Source organism: Paraburkholderia caffeinilytica, assembly GCF_046030355.1.
GTDB classification, from domain to species: Bacteria; Pseudomonadota; Gammaproteobacteria; order Burkholderiales; family Burkholderiaceae; genus Paraburkholderia; species Paraburkholderia caffeinilytica_B.
The window spans coordinates 200,525-217,891 of sequence record NZ_JAQQCQ010000006.1; the positions used below are offsets into that span (position 1 = coordinate 200,525).

At 62.6% G+C, this 17,367-nt stretch carries 17 protein-coding genes; 7 read left to right on the forward strand and 10 right to left on the reverse strand.

Annotation, left to right across the window (positions count from 1 at the left end):
• Window positions 1–13: 13 nt before the first annotated feature.
• Window positions 14–211, reverse strand: a complete 198-nt coding sequence (locus PQQ95_RS12170) for a hypothetical protein (RefSeq protein ID WP_054034465.1) — start codon at window positions 209–211, stop codon at window positions 14–16.
• Between the two features lie 308 nt (window positions 212–519).
• Window positions 520–1,299, reverse strand: a complete 780-nt coding sequence (locus PQQ95_RS12175) for a DeoR/GlpR family DNA-binding transcription regulator (RefSeq protein ID WP_408437633.1) — start codon at window positions 1,297–1,299, stop codon at window positions 520–522.
• Between the two features lie 335 nt (window positions 1,300–1,634).
• Here PQQ95_RS12175 and PQQ95_RS12180 point away from each other — a divergent pair, with 335 nt between their 5' ends.
• The 4 genes from PQQ95_RS12180 to PQQ95_RS12195 all read left to right on the forward strand — a co-directional run bounded on the left by PQQ95_RS12180 (window position 1,635) and on the right by PQQ95_RS12195 (window position 6,463).
• Window positions 1,635–3,272 (forward strand): gamma-glutamyltransferase family protein, encoded by a 1,638-nt coding sequence (locus PQQ95_RS12180; protein ID WP_408437634.1) that lies wholly within the window; start codon window positions 1,635–1,637, stop codon window positions 3,270–3,272.
• Entirely contained in the window at window positions 3,273–4,637 is a 1,365-nt protein-coding gene (locus PQQ95_RS12185) for an MFS transporter (protein WP_408437635.1), read from the forward strand. It abuts the gene before it with no gap.
• A 339-nt stretch (window positions 4,638–4,976) separates the two neighbouring features.
• Window positions 4,977–5,804, forward strand: coding sequence for a ferritin-like domain-containing protein (locus PQQ95_RS12190; protein WP_093635532.1), 828 nt, complete (start codon window positions 4,977–4,979; stop codon window positions 5,802–5,804).
• A 134-nt stretch (window positions 5,805–5,938) separates the two neighbouring features.
• Entirely contained in the window at window positions 5,939–6,463 is a 525-nt protein-coding gene (locus PQQ95_RS12195) for a hypothetical protein (protein WP_408437636.1), read from the forward strand.
• Between the two features lie 44 nt (window positions 6,464–6,507).
• Here PQQ95_RS12195 and PQQ95_RS12200 read toward each other — a convergent pair whose 3' ends face one another.
• The 4 genes from PQQ95_RS12200 to PQQ95_RS12215 form a co-directional block, all read right to left on the reverse strand.
• On the reverse strand, window positions 6,508–8,082 hold the full coding sequence (locus PQQ95_RS12200) for a DEAD/DEAH box helicase (protein ID WP_408437637.1): 1,575 nt from the start codon (window positions 8,080–8,082) through the stop codon (window positions 6,508–6,510).
• 233 nt (window positions 8,083–8,315) lie between these two features.
• Window positions 8,316–8,936: a PAQR family membrane homeostasis protein TrhA gene (trhA, locus tag PQQ95_RS12205; RefSeq protein ID WP_074282261.1), complete on the reverse strand. Its 621-nt coding sequence runs from the start codon at window positions 8,934–8,936 to the stop codon at window positions 8,316–8,318.
• A gap of 121 nt (window positions 8,937–9,057) precedes the next feature.
• The gene (locus tag PQQ95_RS12210) at window positions 9,058–10,356 is read right to left on the reverse strand and encodes a c-type cytochrome (RefSeq protein WP_201076519.1); all 1,299 of its coding nucleotides are present in this window, start codon (window positions 10,354–10,356) and stop codon (window positions 9,058–9,060) included.
• A gap of 21 nt (window positions 10,357–10,377) precedes the next feature.
• Window positions 10,378–11,109, reverse strand: coding sequence for a c-type cytochrome (locus PQQ95_RS12215; RefSeq protein ID WP_408192714.1), 732 nt, complete (start codon window positions 11,107–11,109; stop codon window positions 10,378–10,380).
• 368 nt (window positions 11,110–11,477) lie between these two features.
• Here PQQ95_RS12215 and copC point away from each other — a divergent pair, with 368 nt between their 5' ends.
• Window positions 11,478–11,855, forward strand: coding sequence for a copper homeostasis periplasmic binding protein CopC (gene copC, locus PQQ95_RS12220; RefSeq protein ID WP_408437638.1), 378 nt, complete (start codon window positions 11,478–11,480; stop codon window positions 11,853–11,855).
• Window positions 11,852–12,781 (forward strand): CopD family protein, encoded by a 930-nt coding sequence (locus PQQ95_RS12225; RefSeq protein WP_408437639.1) that lies wholly within the window; start codon window positions 11,852–11,854, stop codon window positions 12,779–12,781. The genes copC and PQQ95_RS12225 overlap by 4 nt, the downstream gene beginning before the upstream one ends.
• Window positions 12,782–12,866: 85 nt before the next feature.
• Here PQQ95_RS12225 and PQQ95_RS12230 read toward each other — a convergent pair whose 3' ends face one another.
• The 3 genes from PQQ95_RS12230 to dgoD all read right to left on the reverse strand — a co-directional run bounded on the left by PQQ95_RS12230 (window position 12,867) and on the right by dgoD (window position 15,001).
• On the reverse strand, window positions 12,867–13,115 hold the full coding sequence (locus PQQ95_RS12230; protein WP_408437640.1) for a YodC family protein: 249 nt from the start codon (window positions 13,113–13,115) through the stop codon (window positions 12,867–12,869).
• 17 nt (window positions 13,116–13,132) lie between these two features.
• Window positions 13,133–13,435: a hypothetical protein gene (locus tag PQQ95_RS12235; RefSeq protein ID WP_408306042.1), complete on the reverse strand. Its 303-nt coding sequence runs from the start codon at window positions 13,433–13,435 to the stop codon at window positions 13,133–13,135.
• 417 nt (window positions 13,436–13,852) lie between these two features.
• On the reverse strand, window positions 13,853–15,001 hold the full coding sequence (gene dgoD, locus PQQ95_RS12240; RefSeq protein ID WP_028196341.1) for a galactonate dehydratase: 1,149 nt from the start codon (window positions 14,999–15,001) through the stop codon (window positions 13,853–13,855).
• Window positions 15,002–15,329: 328 nt separating this feature from the next.
• Here dgoD and PQQ95_RS12245 point away from each other — a divergent pair, with 328 nt between their 5' ends.
• The gene (locus PQQ95_RS12245) at window positions 15,330–15,995 is read left to right on the forward strand and encodes a FadR/GntR family transcriptional regulator (RefSeq protein ID WP_408437641.1); all 666 of its coding nucleotides are present in this window, start codon (window positions 15,330–15,332) and stop codon (window positions 15,993–15,995) included.
• A gap of 28 nt (window positions 15,996–16,023) precedes the next feature.
• Here the strand turns inward: PQQ95_RS12245 and PQQ95_RS12250 are convergent, their stop codons facing one another.
• A complete protein-coding gene (locus PQQ95_RS12250; RefSeq protein WP_408437642.1) occupies window positions 16,024–17,274 on the reverse strand; it encodes an NADH:flavin oxidoreductase in 1,251 nt (416 codons plus the stop codon).
• Window positions 17,275–17,367: the final 93 nt, after the last annotated feature.

Sequence of the window (17,367 nt, forward strand, 5' to 3'; positions counted from 1 at the left end):
GTGATCCAACTTACTAGGAAAAACGCTTGATCGCGCGGAGTGCACTGTCGCCGGTTTCGGTCACGCGCCATTGTTCGTTGCCCGACGCGAGCCGTTCAAGTTGCACGAGCTGGCGTTCCAGCAGGGCGTCGAGTTCTTCTCGCTCCATGTCGACTTGATTGGGAGCGTCCTTGACGAGCAACAACGTGGCGAATTCATGCGGACTCAGCATCGTTCTCTCCATGTCAAGCAAACGCGGACGGCCTTGCCGGCGACTGGCACGATGCCAGTGGAGTCCGCTAGAGGATCAGGCGGGAGGTATGGCTAACACGACAGGTTCACGCTGCCGGCACTCCGCGTAACGCGGAACGGACGCCGGGGAACTGGAGTGTAGTCAACCGCCGGACAAACACCAAAGGGGCCCCAGTAAATTTTCCGTTTGACAATTGGGACGCGCAGGGGCGGTTTGGGATAGCGGCCAGATCCTTGATTTCACTCGAAGTTTTGCGTGCGCTGCAGCATGGCCGAAGACACCTGGGATCACTCGGCGACATACACCTGGCAATTGGCGGCCGTAAGCGTTTCGTTCATTTCGGCGGGCGGTGCGGCGTCGGTGAAAAGCGCGTCGATCTGGTCGAGATGCCCCTGGCGGACGAGCGCCGGGCGGCCGAACTTGGAGTTGTCGGCGGCGAGAAACACGGTGCGCGCATGCTGGATGATCGCCTCGGCCACGCGCACTTCGCGGGTGTCGAAATCACGCAGCGTGCCGTCCGTTTCAATGCTCGACGTACCGATGATCGCGAAGTCCACCTTGAATTGCCGGATGAAGTCGATCGCCAGTTCGCCGACGATGCCCTTGTCCCACGGCCGCACGATGCCGCCCGTCACCAGCACTTCGCAATCCGGATAGCCGCTCATCATGCTGGCGACATTCAGATTGTTGGTGATCACGCGCAGGCCGCGGTGCCGGTTGAGCGCTCGCGCGACTTCTTCGGTGGTCGTGCCGAGGTTGATAAAAAGCGACGCCTGATCGGGAATGTGAGTGGCCACTAGCGTCGCAATGCGCCGCTTCTCTTCGTGGAACATCCGCTGACGCGCCGTGTACGAGACGTTCTCGGAGCTGGTCGGCAGACTGGCGCCGCCGTGATAACGGCGCAGCAGGTTCATGTCGGCGAGCCAGTTGACGTCGCGGCGGATCGTCTGCGGCGTCACGTCGAAGTGGGCCGCGAGGTCGTCCACGGTCACGAAGCCGTCGCGTTGCACCCACTCCAGCAGTTCCTGTTGCCGGGCATTGAGAGTCAGGCGGGGGTCTCGGGTCATGTGTCTCGGGTCGTGGGTTTTTATCGGTGCTGCCCGCCGCCGGCCCAATAAGCCGAGCCGGAAAGCGGGTCATGCGTGAACGAGGGTGAGCTATTGTAAGACCATCGCACGTCTTGTCTGCCAACTCATGCGTCACGGTTCGGCTCGAGGACGACTGCACGGATCCATTCAGGCAATTTGCGCATTTATTCATTTGATAAATGAATTTGTTTTTTGTGCCGGATCGCGCTGCAATCCAAGGTTCCGCGCTTTACCCGCTTTACCCGCGTTTCACCCGTTTCCATGGTGTCCGGCGTTCGAGAACGCGCCGGACCACGCTTTCGAGAGTGTTCGACATGACTGGCTTCAACTGGCAAAACCCTTACCCGACACCGCGTCTGCCTGTATTCGCGCGCAACATCGTTTCGACTTCGCATCCGCTCGCCGCGCAAGCGGGTCTGCGGATGCTGTGGAAGGGCGGCAATGCCGTCGACGCGGCGATCGCGGCGGCGGCGGCCATCACGGTGGTCGAACCCGTGTCGTGCGGGCTGGGCGGCGACGCCTTCGCGCTGGTGTGGGACGGCAAGAAGCTGCATGGCCTGAACGCGTCCGGCGTGTCGCCCGCGGCCTGGAACGTCGATTACTTCAAGCGCAAGTACGGTGAGGAAAACGGTCTCGCGAAGCAACCCAAGCGCGGCTGGGATGCCGTGACGGTGCCGGGCGTGATCGCCGGCTGGGAAGCGCTGCATCAGAAATTCGGCTCGCTGCCGTTCGCCGACCTGATGGAGCCGGCGATCGAAATCGCCGAGCGCGGACATGCGGTGGCAAGCATCGTCGCTTACAAATGGGCGGCCGCCGTGCCGGAATTGAAGGACCTGCCGGGCTTCGCGCAAACCTTTATGCCGTGCGGCCGTGCGCCGGAAGTCAGCGAGCTGGTGCGCTTTCCGGGTCACGCCAGGACGCTGCGCAAGCTCGCCGAACAAGGCCCGCGCGCGTACTACGAAGGCGAGATCGCCGAACAGATCGCGGCGTTTGCGCGTGAAGGCGGCGGCGCGCTGACCCTCGACGATCTGCGCAACTACAAAGCGGATTGGGTCGAGCCGATCGGCAAGGATTATCGCGGCTACACCGTGCATGAAATTCCGCCGAACGGCCAGGGCATCGCGGCGCTGATCGCGCTGGGCATCCTCGAAAAGTTCGACGTGAAGGAACTGGCTGTCGACAACGTCGAGTCGCAGCATTTGCAGATCGAAGCGATGAAGCTGGCATTCGCCGACGTCTACCGCTACGTCGCCGATCCGCGTTCGATGGACGTGACGCCCGAGCAGATGCTCGACGACGCGTACCTCACGTCGCGCGCGAAGCTGATCGACCACAAACGCGCCACGCAATTCGACTTCGGCATGCCGAAGGCCGGTGGCACGATCTACATGTCGGTGGCGGACGAGCGCGGCATGATGGTCAGCTTCATCCAGTCGAACTACATGGGCTTCGGCTCGGGCATCGTGGTGCCCGATAGCGGCATCGCGATGCAGAACCGCGGCTGCGGCTTCTCGATGGACCCGAAGTCGCCGAACGTGGTGGAAGGCGGCAAGCGGCCGTTCCACACCATCATCCCGTCGTTCCTGACGCAACAGGTGGATGGCAAACAGGAAGCGGTGATGAGCTTCGGCGTGATGGGCGGCGATATGCAGCCGCAAGGCCACCTGCAGTCGGTCGTGCGGATGCTCGACTACGGTCAGCAACCGCAGGCCGCCTGCGATGCGCCGCGCTGGAAGGTCAACCGCGACTTCACGATCGACATCGAATCGACGCTCGATCCGGCGACCGCCGCGGCGCTGCAGAAGCTGGGCCACACGATCAAGTCGGTCGACGATCCGTATATGGACTTCGGCTCCGGCCAGTACATCTGGAAGCTCGATCGCAACGATCCGGACCGTGGCTATGTGGCGGCGAGCGACAGCCGTCGCGACGGGCTGGCAGCGGGGTTCTGAATGAACATCCGTGCGTCGCAACTCGCGACAGCTTCCCCGCCTTCCACGTCCGCACCGCTTTCCAAAGCCATGGTGCGGCGGATCGTGTTTTCGTCGTCGGTCGGCAATGCGCTCGAGTGGTTCGACTTTCTGGTCTATGGTTACTTCGCGACCATCATCGCCAAACAGTTCTTCCCGATGCAGGACGAGTGGCTCTCAACGCTGCTCGCCATCGCCACCTTCGGCATCTCGTTCCTGATGCGGCCGTTGGGCGCCGTCGTGTTGGGCGTCTACAGCGACCGTAAGGGCCGCAAGGCGGCGCTCACGGTCGCCATCGCGCTGATGATGGTCGGTACCTTCACAATGGCGGTGATGCCGCCGTATGCGTCGATCGGTCTTGCTGCGCCCGTGTTGATCCTGCTTGCGCGGCTTGTGCAAGGTTTCGCGGTGGGCGGTGAGTTCGGCAGCGCGACGGCGTTCATGGTCGAACACAGCGCGTCACGGCGTGGTTACTACGCGAGCTGGCAGTTCGCGAGCCAGGGCCTGGCCGCGATCACCGCGGCAGCCTTTGGTTCGCTGCTGACCGCGTGGATGCCGCCCGAGCAACTCACTAGCTGGGGCTGGCGCCTTCCGTTCATCTTTGGTCTGCTGATCGGGCCGGTGGGCTATTACATCCGGTCGCATCTCGACGAGACGCCGGAGTTTCTCGCCTTGCGCGAAGCGCGTGAGTCCGCGAGCAAGCTTCAGGTGGCGTCCGACGAGAAGAAGGCGTCGTTCAGCAACCAGTGGGTGAATCTGCTGCTGGCCGTGGGCATCGTCGCGCAATCCACGGTGGGCGTCTACGTATTGCAGCTCTACATGCCGATGTACGCGGTCAAGCAGTTGCACATGCCGGCTGCGGCGTCGTTCGGGGTCGTGGTGCTGAACGGCGGCTTGCAATTCCTGCTGTCGCCTGTGATGGGCGCATTGTCCGATCGCATCGGCCGGATTCGCATCATGCTGACCACGTCGATTCTGATGGGCGCGCTGATCTATCCGATGTTCGCGTTGCTGCAGTCGCATCCGACGATCGGCTGGCTGCTGCTGTTGCAAGGCACCGCCGGAATTTTCAAGGCGGCTTATTCCGGACCGATGCCCGCGCTGATGTCCGAGATCTTTCCGACGCAGGTGCGCTCGACCGGTCTTTCAATTGGTTACAGCATCGGCGTAACGATTTTCGGTGGCTTTGCACCGACGATCGTGGAGACCTTCATTCATTTGACCGGCGACAAGCTTGCGCCAAGTTACTACGTTCTGGTTGCGGCCGTGCTCTCGGGTTTGTCGCTCGTGGTGGTCGCGTGGCGTATGCGGCGCGTTCGGCATCTCGAAGGTGTTCAGCCCGCATGACGGTGTTGCCGATGGCCGTTGTGCATCGTAGCGAGCCTTGTCGCGCTTGATATGCAATCATCGTTTCAAATCAAAGCCAGTTCTCCGAGCTGGCTTTTTTTGTGCCTTGCGTGCGCCCTTGTAATCAACCGAAGGATTCGACTACCGTGAATCTGGAACTGCGGCGGTTCGGCACGGTCTGTGCTGGGTTATCTGCAGAGTTGTGAAACACCGGCTAAGATGCAAGATACAAGGGGTTAACTCTAATCAAGATGCTGTATCTGACACGGCGGGCCGCCCTTGCGATAGTGGGCGGTTTCGAGCGCTCCACGAGTCGATACAGCTTTCGGAGCAAGAACAATGCACACTGAGCTGAACCATGTGATGCCCTGGCGGATCGAGGATATCGACCTCACCCGCATAGATCGTCAGAAGGCCGTCGCTAACGAAGACCTGCTGCTTCTGTTGTGCGCCGCCTCCTTCATCGAAAGCGGTACCGATCTTTACACCAGTAACCTGAGCACTTTCTTCGACGGCGATCCCGAAGTCTCGGCCTGGCTCAATCAGGAATGGGAGCCGGAAGAGATGCAGCACGGCCGGGCTCTCAAGACGTATATCGCCTACGTCTGGCCTGAGTTCGACTGGGACACCGCCTTCCGCAATTTCATGGAAGAGTATTCGCTGACCTGTTCGGTCGAAGACTTCGAAAAGACCCGCGCGCTCGAGATGGTCGCGCGCTGTGTGGTGGAAACGGGTACCGCAACGCTGTACCGCGCGATTGGCGAATGTTCGGATGAGCCGGTGCTCAAGCAGATCACTGACAACATTCGCACTGACGAAGTCCGTCACTACAAGCACTTCTTCAAGTTCTTCAAGAAGTACAACAAGATCGAAGGCAATGGCCGTCTTGCGGTTCTCGGCGCGTTGATGCGGCGTGTGATGGAGATCAAGAACGAGGACTCGGAGATTGCGTTGCGGCATGTTTTCGCGATCCGCTATCCGGAGCGCGTGCATGATTCGGCCTATAACCGCGAACGCGCGGCGCGCATCAATGCGCTGGTGCGGCGCAATCTGTCGGCTGACATGTGCGTGAAGATGCTGCTCAAACCGCTCGATCTGCCGGCCAAGATTCAACCGGGCGTGCATTATCCGCTCGCCAAGATCACACAGCACGTGTTCTTTCGCTGATGTTTGTCGGCTGAGTTCGCGAGATACGGATGAAGATGAATGGCCCGCTTATGCGGGCCATTCATCTTTCGAGGCATGATTGATCCTTGCAAGCTTGGCAACCTCGGCAACCCGCCACTGACCGGATCGATACGATGAGCGATTCCCCTTCACCCGAACGTCCGCTCGAACAGCACGTGTTTGACGAATGGCCCGACGTTGTCCGCACGTTGTTCGACGGCTCGTCGCTGGCGAGCAAGACGGGGTTCACTGCGTCGCTGCTGACTGTCGATGCGAACGGCCATGTGCGCACCTCGCTGCTGGGCGTCGGCGAGTTGTACGCATCTGATTCGCGCTCGCTGTGCATCGCATTGTGGCCGCAAGCGCGGGCGGCGCGTGTGATCGCGCAAAGCGGCCGGGCCGCACTGACGTTTGTCTGCGACGAGGCGTTCTATCAGGTGCAGTTGCGTCTGACGCCGCTAAAGGGCGTGACAGGCGATGACAGCGGCCTCATGTATCTCATCGGCTCGATCGACACAGGGGAGGCGCAGAGCGTGCGTTATGCGCGCCTGACAAGCGGCATTACGTTTGAACTGGCAGGGGAAGAGAAGGCGGTGCTCGACCGATGGGAACAGCAGATCGAGCACCTGAAGCAGGCTGCCGCTGCGGCTAGCCGGTAGTCTGGGACTACGGCCAGCGAGCGGCAGTGCTTGAAACTTAAAACTTAACGGCCGCGCTGACCGCTGCGCGTCGGCTGGCCGCCACGCGGCGCGTCGTTGCGCGGCTTTGCGCCACCCAGCAAAGCACCCGGATTGCCGCCTTGCGGTTTTGCAGCCTGTGGTTTGCGCGGTGCATGTTGCGCGGCGCTGCCTTCGTGCGCCGCTGCACGCGGCTGACCGTCATGACGCTGACCGTCGCGGCGCGGCTGGCCGCCGTTGCCGGCCGGCTTCGCCCCTTGCGGCTTCGGCTGCTGCTGACCATTCGCTGGGCGCTGACCCGAACGTTGTGCGGGCTTTGCTGACGACGCACCATCGCGACGGCCGCCGTCACGCTGACCACCTTCACGCTTCGGCGCACCCTGGCTCTGGCGCGGCTGACGATTGCCACCGCCGCTACCCTGACCACGGCGCAGAATCGGCTCCGGCTTTGCAGTCGGATCCGGCTCAAAACCGGCGATCACTTCCTGCGGCACCTGGCGCTTGATCAGCTTCTCGATGTCCTTCAGCAACTGCAGTTCGTCGACGCACACCAGCGAGATCGCTTCGCCCGACGCGCCCGCACGACCCGTGCGGCCGATGCGGTGCACGTAATCTTCCGGCACGTTCGGCAAATCGTAGTTGACCACGTGCGGCAGTTGATCGATATCGATGCCGCGTGCGGCGATGTCGGTCGCGACCAGCACTTGCAGCGTGGCGTCCTTGAACTCGGTGAGCGCGCGCGTGCGGGCCGATTGGCTCTTGTTGCCGTGAATCGCCAGGGCGCTGATGCCGTCCTTCGTCAGCTGTTCGGCAAGGCGGTTCGCGCCGTGCTTGGTGCGCGTGAACACCAGCACCTGGAACCAGTTGTGTTGCTTGATGAGATGCGTGAGCAGCTCGCGCTTCTTATCGCGGTCGACCGGGTGAATCTTTTGCGCGACCAGTTCGGCTGTGGTGTTGCGGCGCGCGACTTCGATCAGCGCCGGCGAGTCGAGCAGGTTGTCGGCGAGCGTCTTGATCTCGTCGGAGAAGGTGGCCGAGAACAGCAGGTTCTGACGCTTCGGCGGCAACTTCGCGAGCACGCGCTTGATGTCGTGGATGAAGCCCATGTCCAGCATGCGGTCCGCTTCGTCGAGCACGAGAATCTCGAGATGCGACAGGTCGATGGTCTTCTGCTGCATGTGGTCGAGCAAACGGCCAGGCGTGGCGACGACGATGTCCACACCGCTGCGCAGTGCGCCGATCTGCGGATTGATGCCGACGCCGCCGAACATCACGGTCGACTTCAGCTTCAGGTACTTGCCGTACGCGCGCACGCTTTCTTCGACCTGGGCGGCCAGCTCGCGCGTCGGCGTGAGGATCAGCGCGCGCACGACGCGCTTGCCCGAGGCCGAGGTGACGGCGGGCATGGTGTTCAGACGCTGCAGGATCGGCAGCGTGAAGCCGGCGGTCTTGCCGGTGCCGGTCTGCGCGCCGGCCAGCAGGTCGCCGCCGTTGAGCACGGCGGGGATCGCTTGTGTCTGGATCGGAGTCGGGGTGGTGTAGCCGAGTTCGTGTACAGCGCGGACCAGCGGTTCGGACAAGCCGAGGGAATCAAAAGACATAAATGCTCTTTGCAATGCAGTTTCGCGAACGGCACCAGACGGCACCCCATGGACCCAGGCGGGTACCAGCGAGTACAGGCACGGCATGAACACGCCTCTATGGCGCGTTCGAGGCCAAAGCCCAGTTCCGGTCGCAGAGAAATCGGCGGCACGCTCAGATGCGTGCCGAATGCTTCAACGCGCTATGCAGACACGTTGACTGGCCTTAAGTTGCATTTCGCCGCCGTGGGATGTCACGCGACGTAGCGCGCAACACTGACGAATTGACACAGACTGCCCGCCAGTACGAACAGGTGCCAGATACCATGTCCGTGCCGGATGCGCTCGTCGTTGATGAAGAAGTAGATACCGGCGCTGTAGATGATTCCGCCGGCCACGAGCCAGGCGGTACCCGCTGCCGGTAAGGCTTGAACCAGCGGGCGGACGGCAACGAGCGCGAGCCATCCCATCAAGACATACAGCACCATCGAAACGCTGCGGGTGCGTCGCCCGAGCGTCAGTTCCTGCACGATGCCGAGAGCGGCAAGCCCCCAGCTTACGCCGAATAGCGACCAGCCCCACGGTCCGCGCAAAGTGACCAGCGTGAACGGGGTGTAGCTGCCGGCGATCAACAGATAGATCGCCGAATGGTCGCATTTCTGCAGAACCGCTTTGACACGCGGGTTGCGCACGCTGTGGTAAAGCGTCGAGATAGCATACAGCACGAACAACATCGCACCGTAGACACTGAAACTCACCACCTTGTACGCGTCGCCGTCGAGCGCGCCCATTGTCACGAGCGTAGCCAGCCCCGCCACCGACAGCACGGCGCCGACGAGATGGGTAATGCTGTTGAAACGCTCACCGACATGCACGGCTCTTTCCTCCTGCGCGATTTCATAAGGGTATGTACTACCCACATGATACCGGTCCTGAAAAAACGAAGGGCGCGGCCGCGTTTTTCGCAGGCCGCGCCCCAGGTGCATCAAACGCTGCTTAGTCGAGCGGCGCCGAGCGCAGATCGGACACTTGCTGCGGCGACACAGCCGTACCGTGGTTGCCCCACGACATACGAATGTACGTCACGACGGCTGCCACTTCCGTGTTCGACAGTGCCTGTGCGAACGGCGGCATGCCATACGGATGCGGATTGGCTTCCGTGCTCGGCGGGTAACCGCCGTTCAGCACCATACGGATCGGATTGACCGCCGACGGCATCTGGATCGACTGGTTGTTCGCCAGCGGCGGGAAGGACGGCGGCATACCAAGACCGTTTTCCGCGTGGCACTTCGCGCAGTTGTCAGCGTAGATCTTCTGACCTTGCTTCAACAGTTCGCCACCGAACTTTTCCGAGGTCTCGAGCTGCAGCGGTTCCGGTGCTTCGCTCTTCTGCGGAATCGTCTTCAGGTACGTGGCCATCGCGTTGATGTCTTCGTCCGACATGTACTGCAGGCTGTTGTGAACCACTTCAGCCATCGGACCGAACACCGCGCCGCGATTCGACACACCGGTCTTCAGCAGGTCGGCGATGTCTTTGGTTTCCCAGTCGCCGAGGCCGGCTTCCTTGTTCGACGTCAACGACGGTGCGTACCAGTTCTGCAGCGGGATCAGGCCGCCAGCGAACGCAGCCGAACTGACCGGGCCGCCCATGGCGTTGATCGACGTGTGGCACATGCCGCAGTGGCCGAGGCCTTCGATCAGGTAAGCGCCACGGTTCCATTCGACCGACTTGGTCGGATCAGCCTTGTACTCGCCTTCGCGGAAGAACAGCGTGCGCCAGCCGATCAGCATGTTGCGCTGGTTGAACGGGAATTTCAGTTCGTGCGGACGGCTCGGCACGTTGACCGGCGTGACCGAGCGCAGGTACGCGTAGATCGCGTCAGAGTCGGCGCGCGTGACCTTCGTGTAGCTCGTGAACGGGAAGCCCGGGTACAGCAGGCTGCCGTCTTTCGAACGACCCGTGTGCATGGCGCGGTAGAAGTCGTCCTGCGTCCACTTGCCGATACCGTACTGGTCGTCAGGCGTGATGTTCGGCGTGAACATCGTGCCGAACGGCGTCGCCATCGGCAGGCCGCCGGCGAACTGCTTGCCGCCGCGCACCGTGTGGCAGGCGATACAGTCGCCGGCGCGGGCGAGGTACTCGCCCTTCTTGATCAGCGCGGCCTGGTCGGCGGGCGTTGCTGCCATTGCCGTGCCGTTATGCAGGTTGTCGCCGCCCGACCACAGGACGGGAACGAGTGCGGCAGCCGCAACGACGACGACTGCCGAGAGGGCGAACAAAGACTTGCGTTTCATTTGAGTGTCTCTCCCGGTGCCTTATTGCGGTTCGCTGCCGCAGGCAAGCGGAGTCTTCATCGAGCGGGCCGGAGCCGGCACGGGGTTTTGTGGGGCCTTTTGCGTGGAAAGCCAGGCAGCAACGGCGTTCACGTCTTCGTCGGTCAGACGGGTGGCGATGGTGTGCATGCAATCAGGTGCGATGGCATGGCGCGAGCCCGAACGCCATGCGCCCAATTGCGCGCTGATGTAGTCAGCATGCAGGCCGACCAGACCCGGGATAGCGGGTTCCATGCCGGTCAGCGCCTTGCCGTGGCAAGCCGCGCACGCCGGAATCTGTTTGGATGCGTCGCCGTTCAGAACGATCTGCTGGCCGCGCGCAACGATGGCCGCCGACACGGTCGGCTTGGCCGGCGTGGGGTACGGCGGGCGTTGCTGCGAGAAGTACGTGGCGATCTGATGAAGGTAGTCGTCAGAAAGATACGTGACGAGGTAGTTCATGGGCGGGTACTTGCGGCGCCCTTCGCGGAAGTTCTGCAACTGGTTGTACAGATAGTCGGCCGGCTTGCCCGCCAGACGCGGGAAGTAGTCGTTGTCGGTACCTTGGCCGTGCGAGCCGTGGCAGGCCGTGCAGCCTTGCACGCGCGCTTCCATCGTATCGGGGGCCTTCGGTTGAGTCTGCGCTTTCGCAGCGCTATAGACACCCGCGGAGCCGATCAGCAGAAGGGCAAGCAACGGGCGGAAAATGCGTCTTGAAGACACGCGTAACTCCATCAAAATCGGGGACCTGACCGAACTTCGAGCGGCTCGGTGTGAAGGGCAGCCGGCGCTGCGGCGACGCAGCATTCTATCATCGAAGGGTGATGGTGACTATTTGCCACATTAGAGAAGGTTCCGGGTGTCACGGCGATGCGACAGTTTGACGCGTACCGCCCGCGGCACGCGGGTTGGCCATCTCGATTTTGTCGGCGGGATTGCCGGCACACAGGGCGTTTCCGCGGTTTTGCGTGACAACGCAGGTTGAACCGACGCGCGCGCCGGCCATCGAAGCGTACACTTCCGGGCGCGCCGGCGTCCGCCCGACGCGGGCGTCCTTCGGCTCACCGCCTACCGTTTTACTTTCCACAAGCTATCGGCCTTACATGAAGCTATTCAAATTTTCCCGTCCGGCGCTCCATGCGTTGACGTTCGGCGCCGCGGCGCTGGTCATGACGTCCACCGCTTTTGCGCATGCGCATCTGGTGTCGAGCGAGCCTGCGGCGAACGCCGAAGTGGCCGCCGCCACCGAAGTGACGATCCATTTCACCGAGCCGCTCGAGCCGGCTTTCAGCCGGATCGAACTGAGCGACGCGAGCGGCAAGCCGGCCGCGCCGGCGGCGTCGCAAGTCGACCAAAGTGATGCAAAGGTGATGCACGTGGCGCTGCCGCAACTGACGGCCGGCCGCTATGCGGTGCACTGGATCGCGGTTGCCACGGACGGCCACCGTACGCAAGGCGACTTCGCGTTCATCGTCAAATGAGCATGGACGGACTGTGGATCGGGCAGGTCGCCATGGCCGCGCTCATGAACATCGCGTTTGCGTTTGCCGTCGGTTCGGCGTTGCTCGGCGCGTGGCTCGCCAAAGACGCGCAGGCCAAGATCAACCCTGCACGACCCGCCTGGTTGCGTGCGCAACGCTCCATGCTGACGGCCACCGTCGTGCTGGTACTCGCGGATCTTGGCTGGCTGCTGTATCAGGCGGCATCGATGAGTGGCGTCGCGTTGCCGTCGGCGATTGGCGTGGTGCCGACCGTGCTGACCGAGACCCATGTCGGCTACGGCTGGAGTGTGGCGTTTGCCGGCGCGCTGGTGTTGCTGGGCACGGCCATGGCAAGTCACACGGGCATGCTGCGCAATGCGCTGCTGTGGCTCGCGGTGATCGCGATTGCGGCGGGCAAGGCGTCGCTCGGGCATGCGGCCGATGCCGGCCCGGTCTCGGCGGCGATCGGCATGCAGACCTTGCATGTGCTGGTGACGAGCGTCTGGGGCGGGCTGGCGATGGCGGCGGGGCTCGCGGTCTTGCCTGCTCTCGGCACCTCGACCGCACGTGGAATGCTGATCCGCACGGCGATGCAGGTGTCGAACGTATCGATCGTGGCGGTTGGGCTGGTGCTGGTGACCGGCATCTTCAACGCCGTGCGCGGATCGGGCGGCTCGTTTGAAGCGATTCAGATGAGCACGTGGGGCCATGTGCTGACCCTGAAGCTTGCGCTGGTCGCGCTCGCGCTGGTGCTCGGCGGGCTCAATCGCTTCTCGGCGCTGCCGCGCCTGCGTCGCACGGCGTCCACGATGGACGCGCATACCTTCGTCAATGTGCTCTATCTGGAAGCGCTGGCGATGATCGGTGTGTTCGTCGCCGCGGCCGTGTTGTCGCACAGCGTGCCGGCATTCGCCGCGTTGGGCTGAGACTAAAAAAAGCGCCGCACAGCAAGGGCGTGCGGCGCAATACACACGGCCGCCCGGCGGTGGCCGGCTGAGCCGTTACTACCCTCTAGGCGGCGAGCGCGTTGTGCACCCGTTCCAGCGTCTCTTCCGGAAACATCTCCTGCTGCAATTCGCCGTCGTTGCCGAACCACTGGCAAATCAACCAGTTACCCGGCGCGAACAGGACGGGCCCGCTCCAGGTGGCGGTCATCGGGCGTCCACCGGATTTTAGCGTCAGGACGTCGCCGGCGCGGTAAGCGGGTTTTGCAGGTTTCGCGCGCCTTGCTGGGCGTTTTCCCAATCGCATGGTGAGCATCCGTTCGTGGAAACCGGTTATTCGAGGCCGAGCCGATGGCCGAGAATCGGTGCGCAGAAGAGCGCGATTGCGCAGCCTGCTGCCTTGCCTTCCAGTTCCGCGCCTGCGGCACGCGAGCCGTACATATGCGTCAGCAGATCGAAGAGCTGCGGCAGGCAGTACAGCACGGCGGCAGCGATAAAGCATTTTTCGACTACCGAGATGCGCCAGCCGCGTTCATAGGCGAGCATTGCGCCGATGATGCGAAGCACGCCGAACACCACCAGCGCGCCGACGGCGGCCTGTTCGCGGATCAGATAGTCTGGAAGGAATTCGCCCATGATGCTCCCCAATGCATGTGTCGTTTGCATGCATTTGAGCAAGGAGTGGGCCATGCGTATGTCTGGTGTCGAACAAACGGGCTGAAAGCCTTTCTGGGTAAGGCTTTGCGGGTGGTGTGGCGGCGCCCGGAAAGGCCCGCGAAGGGCGTATTCCAGCCGCGTCGGTCCGCAGTGTTACGTAACTGAGACGGCGCGCGCTACGTCTGCCGTAACGTGCGCGCAGGTGAGGCTGAGCTCCGCCGTCTTCATCACCGACCGCGCCTGCACCCAGGACGTCGGCTTTCAGGCAAAAGTTTTTCTGACGACGGCCGCGCGTGGTTCAAAACAAAACGCCGCCCGCAGGCGACGCTCCATCAAGCCATCAAGCCATCAAGCCATCAAGCCATCAAGCCATCAAGCCATCAAGCCATCAAGCCATCACCATTCCGCGACGCTGCCATCCTCATGGCGCCACACCGGATTGCGCCAGCGGTGGCCGACCTTCGCCATCTCGCGCACCTTCTCTTCGTTGACTTCGATGCCGAGCCCCGGGCCTTGCGGAATCGACACGAAGCCGTCTTCGTATTTGAAGACTTCGGGGTTCCTGATGTAATCGAGCAGGTCGTTGCCCTGGTTGTAGTGAATGCCCAGGCTCTGTTCCTGGATGAACGCGTTGTAGCTCACGGCGTCGATCTGCAGACAGGTGGCCAAGGCGATCGGACCGAGCGGGCAGTGCAATGCGAGCGCGACGTCGTACGCCTCGGCCATCGAGGCGATCTTGCGGCACTCGGTGATCCCGCCCGCGTGCGACGCGTCCGGCTGGATGATGTCGACGTAGCCGCCCGACAGGATGTGCTTGAAGTCCCAGCGCGAATACAGACGTTCGCCCAAGGCGATCGGTGTGTTGGTCTGGTTGACGATGTCGCGCAAGGCTTCCGCGTTTTCCGACAGCACCGGCTCTTCGATGAACAGCAGCTTGTACGGGTCGAGTTCTTTGGCCAGCACCTTCGCCATCGGCTTATGCACGCGGCCGTGGAAGTCCACGCCGATGCCGATGTTCGGTCCAACCGCTTCGCGCACGGCGGCGACGTTATTGATGACGCCTTGCACCTTGTCGAAGGTGTCGATGATCTGCAGCTCTTCCGAGCCGTTCATCTTCACCGCCTTGAAGCCGCGCTCGACCACGGCGCGCGCGTTGTTCGCGACGTCGCTCGGACGGTCGCCGCCGATCCACGAATACACCTTGATCTTGTCGCGCACCTGGCCGCCGAGCAGCGCGTGAATCGGCACGCCATGATGCTTGCCCTTGATGTCCCACAATGCCTGGTCGACACCGGCGATCGCGCTCATCGTGATCGGGCCGCCGCGGTAAAAGCCCGCGCGATACATCACCTGCCAGTGGTCTTCGATCAGCAACGGGTCCTTGCCGATCAGATAGTCGGACAGTTCCTCGACGGCGGCCGCCACGGTATGCGCCCGGCCTTCGACCACCGGTTCGCCCCAGCCGACGATACCCTCGTCGGTTTCGATCTTCAGGAAGCACCAGCGCGGCGGAACGATGAAGGTTTCGAGCTTGGTGATTTTCATGGCGTGCGTCTCCTTGGGGCCGGGGTGCCTGCGTGTGCGGACAATTTCGAGGATTCACATGCTACAACAAAAGCGCGCTTAAGTACTATTAATAGTACTATTGGCCAAATAGTGGCCAGGTGTTGACGAAGATGCTGGCTTGGACGACTGCATATTCGCCGGGCGGCCATGAGGTCGCAGCCGAACGCCAGCCAGCATGCCAACGCCGGAATGGCGCCGAAACCCGGGGCCGGCCGGTCGAGATGCCGGATAATCGCGATCCATCCCGGGCTCAGGTCCGATATCAACAGCGCCGAGAGGCAGCGGGGAGAAAGCTATTCAGCACGATTTGCATGGGCGCGTCGCCCATCTGCTGGCGACCGCGATACTGCGTGGCGACTATGCGCCGGATTCGATCTTGCCGCGCGAAGCGGAGTTGATGGACACCTTCGGCGTGAGCCGGACGGTGTTGCGCGAGGCGCTGCGCACGCTGACTTCGAAAGGGTTGATCGAATCGCGGCCACGGGTGGGCACGCGGGTGCGGCCGAAACACGCGTGGAATCTGCTGGATGTCGATGTGCTCGATTGGTACTCGCGCGTTGCCGAGCCGATGGCCTTCGCGCTCAAGTTGCAGGAAATGCGTGAGATGATCGAGCCGTACGCGGCGGCTCTGGCGGCAGCCTCGCACACCGCCGACACCTTCAACGCGCTGGCGGCCGCGCATGCGTCGATGGCCGGCGCGCGCAATGTCGATGAATGGGTGCGCGCCGATCTGCAGTTTCATCTGAGCGTGCTGACGGCCTGCAGCAACGAATTGCTGATTCCGCTCGGCACGCTGATCGAGCGCACGCTTGAAGCGCAGCTACGCCTGAATGCGAAACGCGCGGATGTGTTTAACGCGTCGTTGGCGGAACACACGGCGGTGTTCGAAGCGATCCGCGATCGTGATGCGACGGCGGCGCGCGCGGCGATGGCCGGATTGCTCGGCGTAACGCGCGGACGTATCGAAGGGTGAGAGCCGCCGCGCCGGCTCCCTTAGTCAGTCAGCCTGCGGGAATCAGGTTCAGCGCGGCATCGTTCGGCGGTTGCAGCGCGCACGACGTACCGCCCGGCGTGTACATCATTACCACACAGCGGTTGCACGACGTGCAGCCCGAGGGCTTCGCCGGCGCCGAGCGCAGCCTCTCGACAAAGGCAGGATCGAAAACCAGCGCGCGGGCCATCGCCACCGCCTCGAATCCCTCCTGCATGGCCAGTTCGATGTTCACGAGCGAACGCACGCCGCCGAGATAAGCGAGCGGCAACCGAACCGCTTCGCGCACCTTGCGGGAATGCTCCAGAAAGTACATTTCCTTGAAGCCATCGAATTTGGGCTCGGTGAGCTTCTGCAAGGACATGGCATATCGCACGATGGGATTCGACACATTGGCGCGTGCTTCAGCCGGCATTGGACTGCCGAACAACTGCCACACCGATTCGACATTCATCCCGCCGCTCAGCACCAGCATATGCGCGCCTTCGGCTTCGAGCACGCGGGCAATTCTGGCGGCGTCTTCAGCGGTGCCGCCGCCTTTGACTCCTTCGGTCACGCCGATCTTGCAGAGCACCGCCATATCGCGGCCTACTTCGTCGAGCACGGCGCGCAGCACCCTGGCGGGAAAGCGGGCGCGCTTTTCAGGTGAGCCGCCGTATACATCTCGACGATGGTTGTAGAGCGGCGACAGGAACTGGCTGAGGAGATAGCCGTGGCCCATGTGGATTTCAACGGCATCGAACCCGGCTTCGCGGGCGGCGCACGCGGTTTGCACGAATTGGCGCACAGTCGCGTTCATCTCCGGCTCGGTCATCGCCTGTTTGAAAAAGCGGCCACTCATCAGGCCGACCTTGTTGAAGCCGCCCGACGCGCTGAGGGGACGTCGCGTCGATAGCTCGGGCAGGAAGGTGAAGCAGCCGCCGTGCGTGATCTGTGCGCAGGCAGCGGCGCCCTGCCTGTGGACCGCATCGGTCAAGGCGCGAAACGGTGCGAGCGTGGTGGCGCCGAGTTGGGCCTGATCGACGAAAGTGCGGCCATCGGCACTCACCGCGCAGTAAGCGACCGTCGTCATCGCTGCGCCGCCCGCCGCGATGCTTTCGTGCAGCTTCACAAGCAATTGTGAAGGCACACCGCCTGGCGTCATGCCTTCGTTGGTCGCTGATTTGATCAGGCGGTTGCGCAGCGTGAGCGGGCCGATGCGCAGGGGGCTGAAAGGACCAGGCGTGCTGGCAGGGCCGGGCGGACACGGGATGGCGTTCATGGAGAGGGGGTTCAAGGCGCGGCAAGAACCTCATTCTGAAGTTGCCGCCAGCATGCACATCGTCCGTACAGACTAAAGAGGATTGCCTTGCTG

Bases quoted from the DNA above. Each gene is read 5' to 3' on its own strand.
- PQQ95_RS12170 (WP_054034465.1), bottom strand. From the start codon at position 211: ATGCTGAGTCCGCATGAATTCGCCACGTTGTTGCTCGTCAAGGACGCT.
- PQQ95_RS12175 (WP_408437633.1), bottom strand. From the start codon at position 1,299: ATGACCCGAGACCCCCGCCTGACTCTCAATGCCCGGCAACAGGAACTG.
- PQQ95_RS12180 (WP_408437634.1), top strand. From the start codon at position 1,635: ATGACTGGCTTCAACTGGCAAAACCCTTACCCGACACCGCGTCTGCCT.
- PQQ95_RS12185 (WP_408437635.1), top strand. From the start codon at position 3,273: ATGAACATCCGTGCGTCGCAACTCGCGACAGCTTCCCCGCCTTCCACG.
- PQQ95_RS12190 (WP_093635532.1), top strand. From the start codon at position 4,977: ATGCACACTGAGCTGAACCATGTGATGCCCTGGCGGATCGAGGATATC.
- PQQ95_RS12195 (WP_408437636.1), top strand. From the start codon at position 5,939: ATGAGCGATTCCCCTTCACCCGAACGTCCGCTCGAACAGCACGTGTTT.
- PQQ95_RS12200 (WP_408437637.1), bottom strand. From the start codon at position 8,082: ATGTCTTTTGATTCCCTCGGCTTGTCCGAACCGCTGGTCCGCGCTGTA.
- PQQ95_RS12210 (WP_201076519.1), bottom strand. From the start codon at position 10,356: ATGAAACGCAAGTCTTTGTTCGCCCTCTCGGCAGTCGTCGTCGTTGCG.
- PQQ95_RS12215 (WP_408192714.1), bottom strand. From the start codon at position 11,109: ATGGAGTTACGCGTGTCTTCAAGACGCATTTTCCGCCCGTTGCTTGCC.
- copC (WP_408437638.1), top strand. From the start codon at position 11,478: ATGAAGCTATTCAAATTTTCCCGTCCGGCGCTCCATGCGTTGACGTTC.
- PQQ95_RS12225 (WP_408437639.1), top strand. From the start codon at position 11,852: ATGAGCATGGACGGACTGTGGATCGGGCAGGTCGCCATGGCCGCGCTC.
- PQQ95_RS12230 (WP_408437640.1), bottom strand. From the start codon at position 13,115: ATGCTCACCATGCGATTGGGAAAACGCCCAGCAAGGCGCGCGAAACCT.
- PQQ95_RS12235 (WP_408306042.1), bottom strand. From the start codon at position 13,435: ATGGGCGAATTCCTTCCAGACTATCTGATCCGCGAACAGGCCGCCGTC.
- dgoD (WP_028196341.1), bottom strand. From the start codon at position 15,001: ATGAAAATCACCAAGCTCGAAACCTTCATCGTTCCGCCGCGCTGGTGC.
- PQQ95_RS12250 (WP_408437642.1), bottom strand. From the start codon at position 17,274: ATGAACGCCATCCCGTGTCCGCCCGGCCCTGCCAGCACGCCTGGTCCT.